Here is a 10240-nt window from a genome sequence, read left to right as displayed (position 1 = left end):
AATAAATCTGAGAATCATCTGGCCGGCCTCCCCACCTCACGGAGGTGGCGCAAAATTCAAGGTGCGAACTTAGTCTTTTGCGTAGGAGGCCGTGATGAAATTCTGTGGCATAGACCTGCATTCGAACAACAGTGTTGTGGTGGTTACCGACGAAACGGATCGAGTACTGGTCAGTCGACGTTGCCCCAACCAGCTAACGCCAATCCTTTCGCTGCTCGAGCCTCACCGTGCTGAATTGGTTGGCGTCGTGGTTGAGTCCACCTACAACTGGTATTGGTTGGTCGATGGCCTCAAGGCAGCGGGCTTTGAGGTGAAGCTGGCCCATCCCGTGGCGATGAAACGCTACGACGGTTTGAAGCATTCTGACGACAAGGATGATGCGACTTTCCTGGCTCATTTGCTGCGACTCGGGATTTTACCGACCGGATATATCCATCCGCCGCAAGAACGTGCGCTGCGAGATTTGGCACGCAAACGTATTCAACTGGTACGCAGCCGGACTCAGCACATTCTGTCCGTCGAGAACATCATGGCGCGCCAGTTTGGCCAGCGGTTGAGCTGCAATGAAGTCAAAGGGCTGTCAGCCACATCCGTCGACAGGCTGGGCCTGCCGACGGATGTGGCTCTGGCAATGAAAGCGAATGTCGCCATTGTTCAGGCATTGCAGATCCAGATTGATTTTCTTGAAGAGCGATTACTGCACGAAGCCTATTTGCGCCCGGAGTTTTCTTTGTTGAAAACGATGCCCGGAATTGGCGAAGTGCTGGCCACGGTCATCATGCTGGAAACCGGAAATATTGAGCGCTTTGCCGACGTAGGCCACTTCGCCTCTTACGCTCGCTGCGTAAAAAGTGCGCATTACTCCAACGGCAAAAAGAAAGGTGAAGGCAACGCCAAGAACGGCAACGCTTATTTGATCTGGGCTTATATCGAAGCGGCTAATTTCGCCCGGCGCTTCAGCGAGGATGCCAAACGCTTTTTCGAGAAGAAGAAAGCCAAGACCAATGCCGTGGTCGCTACCAAGGCACTGGCACACAAGCTGGCGCGAGCGAGTTATCACATCCTGAAGGAGAAACAGCCTTTTGATGCCAGACGCTGTTTCGCCTGAGGGACGAATGAGGTGATGGTTGGCCAACCAAAAAGGGACTGGGCTCGAACCACTAAATCTGAGTGGCGACCGACCATCACCGCCTGAGTGTGTTGTAACCGGGTCGTCTGCCAGGTGAGCCAGCTGGGACTGGACGTGTGTTTTGCACGAGCCACAGTTCTGTGACACGTTTTGGACGCATTGGCAGCACCAACGTTTCTCTGGGGCAGTTAACTGCCAGGGCGGTGCAGGTTGTATCGCTACCGCTTGATCCAAATGGGTGTCTGGCACGACTCGTTCGTAGCCAATGAAGAGGAAACGGGTTCGACGGGTTCAACCGATCAGGTTGAGTGGGAGAGCAAACCCTACAGTTGAAAACTGCAGGGCGCGGTGGCTTTTAACCTTGACTTGAGACCGGCTAATGGGTGTCCCTTTTGGATTGTTTACCAGAGATCAATTCGGCCGCATTTGAACTCGATTAGGTCGCCAGTATTTATGCCGCCGGGTAAGTAATCATCGATTAATAATTTGATTCCACCCACGGCCACCAGATGCTCTGATGCATTTATTACTCTGGCAATTACTTTTCGAGATAGTCCAGGTTTTTCTGTGTTCCAGATCCCTACTGGTGACTCGCTTTCGCAGATCATTGCTTCTTTCAACGAAAAAACATGCAATGGATCATTTATTGTTTCTCCAATGTTCGCGCTGCATGGTTGAGAAAATGCAACGCAGGTAAAGTTTCCGTCGCTGATCTCAACTTCCGCCTCAGCCGAATCTCTGGATATCCAACTGATGTCCTTTATTAACATTTCTATTTCTCTGGTTTTAATCCGTACGGAGACTTCCATCCGATCTGAGGGTTTGCTCCGATCGTGTCTGTTTTTACCGATTTCGGTTGTGCTTTCCACCCTAAACTCGGAGCTTTATTTTCAAAGAATGAAATGGGTTTGAGGTGCATCGTAGTAATTTCTCCAGTAGCCCTATCGACCCCAACGAGCAAACCTTTTGCACTTCCAACCCCTCCAGGAATTGCGACGTAAGCGTTTAACTCAGGTGTAAACGTCCCGTTCCGAATAACGGAGTTGGCATCAGCCACATACTGTTCGAGTGTGTAGTTGTCGTGGCCTAGCGTTTGCCCAATTTCCTCTCCATGCTTCTCAAAGTGACGTACATCCTCTCCGGGTTTAAATTTTCTGTCAGCAATAGGCGGAGTTGGCGTCCCTTCTTTTACCTTCGGTACATCCTCTGGTTTCTTTGATGATCCAGACCCACCTTCGTTTCCTCCTGGGCACTCAGTTTGCCCCAGCGGGTCTATCCAGCCAGTAGGGTTAGTCACGTACTGGTAGCTATTTAACCCACCCGCAAGCTTGATCGGATCCGGTGTCAAAAACCGCCCAGTACCCGGATTGTAGTAGCGATGACGGTTGTAGTGTAGGCCCGTCTCGGCATCAAAGTACTGACCTTGGAATCGCAACGGGTTGTCGATTTCACTGACATCCAGCGCAGCGAGGTTGCCGTACGCACGGTACTTCGCCGACCACATGATCTCGCCACTGTAGTCGGTGAGTTCCTGCGGTGTGCCCAGATGATCGAGTTGATAGTAGAACGGCGTTGCCTTACGCGGGCCTTCGCCGTCGAGCATCGCGAGCGGGCGGAAGCTGCCGGGTTCGTAGATGTAAGTGCGATAACGGTTGTCCGCGCTTTCGGCGATCAGGCGTTCGCCTTGCCACAAGAATTCGGTGGTATGGCCATCGACAGTTTTCTCGATGCGGCGACCGAAGGGGTCGTACTTATAGGATGCATTGCTGCCGCCCGGCAGGCTGACACCGATCAGTCGATGCTGGCAGTCGTAGCGGTATTCGGTGACAAGTTTCTGTCCGGTGCCACGGCGTTCGCGGATCAGGTTGCCATAGGCGTCGTAGTCGTAGTGGCGGTCGCCCTGCATCAGCAGGCGATTGCCTTTGACGTTGGCGAGGTTGGCTGTGCCTTCGTTGTTCTGGCCGAGCAGGTTGCCGGCCGGATCGTGGGCGAACGTTTCAGGTGTCGCGCCACGTACGCTGGTCAAGCGGTCCAGCGGGTCGTAGTGGAAGCTGCGGTTGCCTTTTCGGCTGTCGTCGATGCCGGCGAGGTTGCCGTTTGCGTCGTAGTTATAGCGACGCTGGAACAGGTTTTTTTCACGCTGGCTGACGCTGTGCGCTTGCAGGCGACCTTGTTCGTCGTACTGGTACTGGCTGAGCAACAGTCCTTGCTGGCGCTGCTGCTCGCGACCGGCATTGAATTGGTGGCTGGTCAGGCGTGAGCCGTTGAGGTCGATGCTACTCAGACGTCCGCCTGACAAATGGCGGTAGTCGAGTGTGCTGCCGTCGGGGAGGCGGCAGTGACTCAGTTGCCCGACGCTGTCGTATTCGTAACGTGTGGTGCCCCAACCCTGGTGTTCGGTGATCAGGCGATCCTGCACGTCGTATTCGTAGGCAAGCGGCCAGTGCCCGTCGTTGACATTCACCAGACGGCCCAGGGCATCGTAGCTGTAGTGAATCTCTTCGCCATCGGCGAGGGTTTTCACCAGCAGTCGACCGGCAGCATCGCGCTGATATTCGGTGATCAGTTCGCTGCCGTCGTCGCCGAATTCGGTCTTCTTCAGCAACTGGCCATTGAGATCGTATTCGTACGCGGTGCGGCGGCCGTCGAATCCGGTTTCCTGCTGGATCAGGCCGTTGGCGTAGTAGTCGAGCTTGTAGTGCTCGCCGCGTTCGTTTTCGATTTCAGTGAGCAGTAGGCCCGCGTTGTCGTAGCGATAGCGCAGCTGGCTGCCGTCGGGATTGATGCGGCGGCTGACCAGATGCAGGTTGTCGGCGTATTCGTAGCGTGTAATGCGGCCGAGCTCGTCGCGTTCAGCGGTGACGCGTCCGTAGGGATTGTAGGTGAAAGCCCGGGTGGCACCGCCGGGGAGGGTGATCTGGGTCAGGCGATCGACGGCGTCCCATTGGTAATGGGTAATGGCGCCGAATTCGTCCTGCCGGGAGATCTGGCGTCCGAGTGCGTCATAGCGATACTTGCGCTGACCACCGTCCGGAAGGCGCTCCTCCAGTAATTGGCCGAGGTTGTTCCAGCCCAGTTGATGGCGGCTGCCATCAGGATGGTGAATTTCTAGCAAGCGGCCCTGGCGGTCGTAGCTGTAGCGGGTTTCGTTGCCCTGTGGGTCTATTTGCTGGGTGATGTCGCCTTGTTGATTGCGGTCGTACTGCCAACGGGCCTTGCCACGTTTGACTTCAATCAGTTGACCATCGAAATAGTTGTAGTGGGTCGGTTCTTCTTCCGGCGGGATGACAGCCATCAATCGTCCGGCATCGCTGTATTGATACTCGGTGATGGCCCCCATTGGATCTTTTACAGCAACCAGACGTCCCTGATCGTCATAGGCATTTTGCGTTTCAGCTCCATCGGCAGCGGTTTCACTGATCAGCCGTGCATTTTCGTCATGCACGTAAACCTGTTCACTGCCATCGGCGTTGTGAACCGTAACCGTGCCTTTGTCATCCCACTCGTAGCGAGCTTCCAGTTGCGAATAGTTGGCCCAATGACGTACGCAACGGGAAAGTTTGCCTTCACGCTCCCATTCCCAGAAAAAACTGGCGCCACCGGCCAGTTGTCGCTCGAGAATGACGTGCTGATCGTTGTAGCGGTAATGCTCGGTTTCCCCTGCGGCATTGGATGCCGAGACCAATTGGTTGCGAGCGTTATAGCGGTAGGTGACAAGGTTCTGAATGGTCAGCCAAGGATCCTGGCGCTCACCGCGCTCGTCATACTCAGAACGCTGCTGTTGCTGATCAACGGCAACGATATGGCGATCGTCGTAGCGCAACAGCAACGCGCGGCCAGCACCGTTATCGATGCGCTGGATCCGCCCCACCAGGTCATAGCTGATACGCACCTGATTTCCGTAAGAGTCACTGACCGTCGTCAGGCGGTCTGCGCGAAAGTGATAAAAGCGTGGTTTTGCTCCTGCTTGGGTGAGAATCAGTTCATCCGGCGCACTGCCCAGATAAATCGCCGCCTGAGCCAGACTGTTGGTGATGGCTGGCCGTTGTTCGGTCGGCATCGGGAAGCGGGTCTGACGGTTTTCGTTGTCAGTCCACAACACGCCTTCATCGTTGATTTGCAGGCGATGGGATAGGGAGTGGCTCCAGCCATGGCCGAGACGCCCGTCGATTTCAACCGCGCTGCTGCGATAGAGACGTGTCCATTCAATGGGTAGCAGCCCACCCAATATGCCGTCAGTGAGCGTCAACAATTCCTCGCCGGTAACCATCGATACCGGTTCACCGTTAGTGCAGGTCTTATCGGCGCACTGAGCAGGTTGATCCGCCGGGTTTTTGGACTGGTCGGGCGCGTTGTCTACTTTTTCCTGTTGTTGAGCGCGGGTGCGGTTTTCCTTCTTGCCGCGTGTATGAATCTGCGCATCCGTCTCTACAGCACCTCCGGAAACGGGTGGTTTTTTCTTTGGTGGTGTGGCGGTCTCTGCGGGTTTTGGAGGCGCAATTTCTACGCTCGCCTTTCTCGCCTGGTTCAGTGGCGAATTGCCGTTGAGCATCAACGGTTTCGCCGTATCGGCGTGTGCTGTCGCATTCTTCTTGCTGATCTTCATCAGCATCGAAGTGAAGTCTTCAATCAGTGTCATGACCTTGCCGCTGTTCCTTGCAGCATTAAGGCCCTTGGTGCCAATACGGACGGCCAAACCGATCCCGCCCGTCAAAACAATACCGATCAGGATGTTCAGCAGTACTTCCGTAGTCAGTTCTGCCAGCACTTCAGTGCAGGTCTGCGGAGGCAGCATTTTGACCCACGCTACGATAGCTGCGACGTAGATCCACATAAGTGGCTCGTCACTGGCGATCAGCAGGGCTGTTTGAATGGCTTCTTTTGAAGCGTTATAGATCTTCTTTATCTGTTCTTCGGTGAGGAATTTTTTGAGTTTTTCGTAGTTTTCCCGAGGGTGTGCAACCAGGTCGTAGAGACTTTTGATGTCCCCCCACAGCCCCATGATAGCCTTGAGGAACCCCTTCCACGCCGACTCCAATTGCTGCAATGCCCGTCCAGCCATGGATGCATTGGTATGCGCTTGCCAAAGTGGCAGAAAGTCGGTGGTCCACTCTGTTTGCAGCCAGCCGCTAAGGTCCCCGATTACGCCTTGATAGGAGCTGAACAGGCTATCGATCTGAGCCTTGGTGGGATTCGGGAAAAAAGTGATTTCATATTGCTGATGCGGTTTGAGGCCAGTGACCTCCAGAATCCCGCTTGGACCGATTTTGACGTTGATCGGTTGACCGACTTCGTTCTTTCCGTAGAGCTTGCCATTCTCCACCGGCACCAGTCGCACCGGCGTATTGCCGATAGGTACAAAACGCGCAGATTCAAAACTATGTACAAGTTTGAGTTTGCCGTTGGCAGGGCAGTTGGCATAAAGGGTATTTTCCTTTTTGCTGTCTTTGTCCGCCGTACCGACTTCGTCACCGACCTTGAACTGTTGCTCTGCGTCCAGAATGCCGCCGTACCAGGCTTCGGCATGCTCGCGATAATCCTTCAGGCACTTCTTGAAGTCGCTGATGATGGCCTGAGCATCAGGCTGTTTTGCATTGAGATTGGCAACAATCTCACCCATCAAAATGCTCATACAGCCACCTCACTTTCCAGATGGGCCTTCAGCAGGCCGGTAAAATTTTCTTCCGTGAGTGGCGTGCGTTTTACGAAACGCGCCACTTTCTTTTGCAGGTTCGATTCAGGGAACGAGAAGTACAGGTCGGCATGTTCGTCCAGCAGCCACTGCATCATGTTGCCGATCACGGTCGAAGGGTTTTCGGCCATCAAGCTGTCCAGCAGGTCTTTCGGCACCTCCCACCACGGCCAATCTTTCGCCTTCGGCACCACCCTCGGCCCGACTTCCAGGCTCCGCCCATTAATCAGATACCGCTCAAACACCGGCAACACTTCCCCGGCCGTCTCACCCAGCCCATCAAGAATCGGATAGATATGCCGCCCATCCCAGAACCGGAAAAACACTTCGGTCCCGTCCGGCATCTTCACTTGGGTCAAACTGCGCAGGTGTTCGAAAACTTCGTTGGGCTCCGAGCGGGAGACCGCCAGCCAGCCCCAGTCGAGGGCGTCGGTTTTGGTGATCCAGGGCAGGAAGGCCGAGTTGGCCTTGAGTTCGGCGACGTAAGGCATCACCGGTTGCCAAGTGGAGTAGGGCGTTCCACCCCAGACGGGAATGGCCTGCACGGACGGTTCGCTCTGATACAAGGCCTTGAGCGCTTCGGCATCACTGGCGGCGCTGACGATCAGATACAGACGTTCGTCTTTTTGCAGCGGCTGTTGTGCCAGCCAGTCCTTGGGTGTCAGTCGATTAGATGGCACAGGCACCTGCCTTGCATTTTTCACACTCTTCACAGAACGGCGCATTACGCTTGAGGGTGTTGATCTGCGCCGGGGTCAGTACAGCGCCAGCCTTGTCGGCATCCGCCTGCTTCAGCACGCCCGGCATCAGCGGTGCAGCACCGGTGCCGCTGCCCGGTCCACCACCGGAGTTGATATTGATCGCCGGCCCGCTCATGGTCACGCCGCCGCCATCGATCTTGATGAAGCTGCCACCGCCGACCAGCGTCAGTTCGGCCCCAGCCTCCAGCACTACCTTCATGCCGCTGCTCAGGTGAATTTCCTGGCCAGCGTCGATGAACTGCCCGGTGCCAATCTTGATGTGCTGATTCACACCGACGGTCAGGTGATCGTTGGCGCGGGCTTCGACTTTGCGGTCTTCGTAAACGGTGTGGTGTTCTTCGGCCTTGAATTCCGTGTAGCTGTTCTTTTCCACGACGTCGTGGCGTTCGTTGCCGACGCGGATTTTCTGGTCGTGTTCGATGTTTTCGTCCCAGTCGCGCTGGGCGTGCAGGAAGATCTGTTCCTGGCCTTTCTTGTCTTCGATGCGCAGTTCGTTGAAGCCGCCGCCACCCATCGAGCTCAGGGTCTTGAAGGTGGTGCGGGTCTTGTTCGCCGGCAGGGCGTACGGGACGATATTTTCCTTGTGGTACAGGCAGCCGCTGATCAGCGGTTGGTCGGGGTCGCCTTCGAGGAAGGTGACCAGCACTTCCATGCCGATGCGCGGGATCGCGATGCCGCCGTACTGGGCGCCGGCCCAGGCGGAGGACACGCGCAGCCAGCAGCTGGTCTTGTCGTCGGCGAGGCCGTCGCGGTCCCAGTGGAACTGGACTTTCACGCGGCCGTATTCGTCGCAGTGGATTTCTTCGCCTTTCGGCCCGGTGACCACGGCGCTCTGGCTGCCGAGGATGCGCGGTTTCGGGTGGCGCAGGGGCGGGCGGTTCGGCACGTCCCACGGGGTGGCCTGGAAGCGGTTGCGGTAACCCTGATGGAAATCGTCTTTGAGCGCGGTGGTGTCACTGGTCACCGACTCTTCCAGCACCTGCGGCTGTTTGCCTTCGTGGTGGACTTCGGTGAGCAGCCACAGGTCGTTCCACTTGGCTTTCGGGTGCTCTTTCAGCGCGAGGAAATGGCCGCTGACCAGCAACGGCTGGTCGCTCTTGCCTTCGGCGAGCTGGAAGTCGCTGCGATGACGTTCGAGGGCGCGCTTGGCCAGGTGTTTGCCGCGCTCGCGGTCGATGAAACGGCCCGGGTAATCGTAGTCCTCGAGGTCGGGCAGGGCGTCGCCGCGGTTTTCGCTTTCCAGCGTCAGGCGCGGTTTTTCGAAGTCGTAGTCGCGGCGGGTGGTGCGGCTGGTACGGGTTTCCAGGCGCAGGTCGAAGCGTTTGATCACCGGGTTGCTGGCGACCATGCCGGAGTCCTGCTGATAGGCCACCGGCGCCAGTTTCTTGAACACCGTCTGGTCATCGCCGAACACCAGTTTGTGCGCCGTCGCGCTGTGCTGGAAGTGGTAGTGAATGCCTTCTTCTTCGCACAGGCGCTGGATGAAATGCAGGTCCGATTCGTCGTATTGCACGCAGTAAATGCGGTCGGGGTAGATCGAGCCGGTCTGGAAGGCGTAGGCGTTGCCCTGGATGCCATGATCTTCGAGGACCTTGCCGATGATTTTCGGCACGCTGAGGTTCTGGAAGATCCGCTGGTTGATCCGGTGCGCGAGATACGCCAGTTGCGGGCGCAGGGTCACGGAGTAGCGCGTCAGGCGCTTGCCGGAATCGCCTTGCGCGGCGCGGTAGATCAGGCCATGGATGCCGCTGCCGTCGGGCGACAGCTGCAGGAAGGCCGGTTTGTGCAGCAGGGTTTCGAGGTCCAGCGACGGCTGCTCACTGACCAGCTCCACCTCGAATACGAAAGGCTGGCTGACGGCTTCCCGACCGGTGAGGGTAAACACCTGAAAGTCGGCGGAAAGACCTTCGATGGTCAGGGCAAAGTGGGTTTCATTGGCCGGCGCGAACATCCCTTGTTCCTCGTGCTGTACAGCGGCGTTCGTCGATGACCGTCAAGCGGTTCAACGCACGCGAAATTCTGGAGGGGCGTAAACAACATCGACCAGCAGAGCTGGCCGATGCTTGAAACGATCAGCCGTAATTAAACGACTGGAGCACGCCAGTCATCGGAACCCGAAGTACCGGATACTTCGTGGGTCCAGGTGATTTTACGGTAGGTGAACTGCACTTCTTCCAGGTGGGTGAAGTGCGAGTTGCCTGGATCCTGGCAGTTGTGCATTTTGTTGTTGATGGCGACGATGATCGCGTCTTCCAGTTTGGTGGTGTAGTAGTGCTCTTGGGTACCTTGAGCCGAAGTGCGGTACCACTGGATAACGATTTCGCTCATGCGCTCGCCGGAGGTCAGAGCGGCTTGCAGCAGTGGCGAAGCCTTGTCGTAGACCTTGGTGATCACAACTGGCTTGTGAACGCGCTGACCGGTTGGCTGACCGGATTGTGGGTCACGCGGGATGATCACGTCGTGGCTGAACGCCTGAACCATGACCTGGTCTTCGTGACCTTCCTGGTAGGTGTTGCCAACGGAGTCGGCGGTGAAGGCGCCGGCAGTGATCAGGCCTTGTTTTTCGCCGGTAACCGACATGTACGCTGGTGTTGCCATGGGAGGTGCTCCTTGCGGATAAAGTTAGGGTGCCCGGGAGGCGAAATCGCCCGGTGGGTG

Annotated in this window: 6 protein-coding genes; 1 reads left to right on the top strand and 5 read right to left on the bottom strand. The window is 56.5% G+C overall.

The window, feature by feature from the left end:
• Positions 1–94 precede the first annotated feature (94 nt).
• Complete coding sequence (locus tag GQX66_RS10425) at positions 95–1108, top strand: IS110 family transposase (RefSeq protein WP_240865414.1); 1014 nt, start codon at positions 95–97, stop codon at positions 1106–1108.
• Positions 1109–1530: 422 nt separating this feature from the next.
• Here GQX66_RS10425 and GQX66_RS10420 read toward each other — a convergent pair whose 3' ends face one another.
• The 5 genes from GQX66_RS10420 to GQX66_RS10400 all read right to left on the bottom strand — a co-directional run bounded on the left by GQX66_RS10420 (position 1531) and on the right by GQX66_RS10400 (position 10180).
• Positions 1531–1899, bottom strand: a complete 369-nt coding sequence (locus GQX66_RS10420) for a hypothetical protein (protein ID WP_134023982.1) — start codon at positions 1897–1899, stop codon at positions 1531–1533.
• Between the two features lie 2 nt (positions 1900–1901).
• Positions 1902–6761, bottom strand: a complete 4860-nt coding sequence (locus GQX66_RS10415) for an RHS repeat-associated core domain-containing protein (protein ID WP_240868699.1) — start codon at positions 6759–6761, stop codon at positions 1902–1904.
• Complete coding sequence (locus GQX66_RS10410) at positions 6758–7501, bottom strand: DUF4123 domain-containing protein (RefSeq protein ID WP_129974322.1); 744 nt, start codon at positions 7499–7501, stop codon at positions 6758–6760. The genes GQX66_RS10415 and GQX66_RS10410 overlap by 4 nt, the downstream gene beginning before the upstream one ends.
• Positions 7491–9533, bottom strand: a complete 2043-nt coding sequence (gene tssI / locus GQX66_RS10405; protein ID WP_240868697.1) for a type VI secretion system tip protein TssI/VgrG — start codon at positions 9531–9533, stop codon at positions 7491–7493. Before tssI ends, GQX66_RS10410 begins: the two co-directional genes overlap by 11 nt.
• Positions 9534–9664: 131 nt before the next feature.
• Positions 9665–10180 (bottom strand): Hcp family type VI secretion system effector, encoded by a 516-nt coding sequence (locus GQX66_RS10400; protein ID WP_047601845.1) that lies wholly within the window; start codon positions 10178–10180, stop codon positions 9665–9667.
• Between the last annotated feature and the right edge of the window lie 60 nt (positions 10181–10240).

Source organism: Pseudomonas sp. B707 (assembly GCF_022496685.1).
GTDB lineage: Bacteria > Pseudomonadota > Gammaproteobacteria > Pseudomonadales > Pseudomonadaceae > Aquipseudomonas > Aquipseudomonas paraglycinae.
The sequence above is the reverse complement of the archived record's forward strand: the minus strand, read 5'-3'. Positions and strand labels throughout refer to the sequence as shown.

Excerpts from the sequence above, each read along its gene's own strand:
- tssI (WP_240868697.1), bottom strand. The coding sequence starts at position 9,533 with ATGTTCGCGCCGGCCAATGAAACCCACTTTGCCCTGACCATCGAAGGT.
- GQX66_RS10415 (WP_240868699.1), bottom strand. The coding sequence starts at position 6,761 with ATGAGCATTTTGATGGGTGAGATTGTTGCCAATCTCAATGCAAAACAG.
- GQX66_RS10400 (WP_047601845.1), bottom strand. The coding sequence starts at position 10,180 with ATGGCAACACCAGCGTACATGTCGGTTACCGGCGAAAAACAAGGCCTG.
- GQX66_RS10425 (WP_240865414.1), top strand. The coding sequence starts at position 95 with ATGAAATTCTGTGGCATAGACCTGCATTCGAACAACAGTGTTGTGGTG.
- GQX66_RS10420 (WP_134023982.1), bottom strand. The coding sequence starts at position 1,899 with ATGTTAATAAAGGACATCAGTTGGATATCCAGAGATTCGGCTGAGGCG.